The following is a 625-nucleotide window of genomic DNA, read 5'->3' on the forward strand; positions in this document are numbered from 1 at the left end:
AGGCCTCGATGGCCGGCAAGCCGGCGGCGTGGCGCAAGGTGATCTCCATGGCGTCGATGCCACCGGCGAGCAAGGCTTCGGCCAAAGGCACGGCCTGCGACCCGTCGGTGATCACGATGACAGGCAGGACGCGGGTGGCGAAAGTGGGCAAGGGGGCTGGCGTGGTCATCGTCATGATCGGGCTCGTGCTGGGCGCTGTGTTGACACGGTGTGGTGCAGAAACGCGAGTTGGCAGGCCGCTTGGAGACAGCAGGCCGGGGCCAGGCCCCTCAGGGCATCGGACCCAAGTCTGCCGGGAACAAGGGCGAAGCGCCCTGCTCCGCCCTCGACACGCCCTGGCGGAACAGGCCGAACAGCTGGCGACCATGTGGCAGCCAGGCTGCTTGGGGCGAAGGCGCCGGCAGCGGCCGGGCGGCCAGCTCGGCGTCATCGACCTCGAGCTGCAGCACACCCCGCTCGCAATCGACGGTGATGAGGTCGCCCTCCTGCACGCGGGCGATGGCACCGCCATCGAGCGCCTCGGGCGAGAGGTGGATGGCCGCCGGCACCTTGCCAGAGGCCCCGGACATGCGCCCATCGGTGACCAGGGCCACGGCAAAGCCCTGATCCTGCAACACGGCGAGCA

At 69.9% G+C, this 625-nt stretch carries 1 protein-coding gene and 1 pseudogene; both read right to left on the reverse strand.

Annotated elements, in window-relative coordinates; all coding sequences use genetic code 11:
• A pseudogene (locus B2W70_RS18480) lies at positions 1-367 on the reverse strand (hypothetical protein); the annotation flags it as partial.
• The coding region (locus B2W70_RS15175; protein WP_286746924.1) for a dihydroxy-acid dehydratase at positions 270-625 on the reverse strand (356 nt) is incomplete at its 5' end. The gene B2W70_RS15175 and the pseudogene B2W70_RS18480, both read right to left, overlap by 98 nt.

The organism is Aquabacterium sp. UBA2148 (genome assembly GCF_002328915.1).
Lineage (GTDB): Bacteria > Pseudomonadota > Gammaproteobacteria > Burkholderiales > Burkholderiaceae_C > Aquabacterium > Aquabacterium parvum.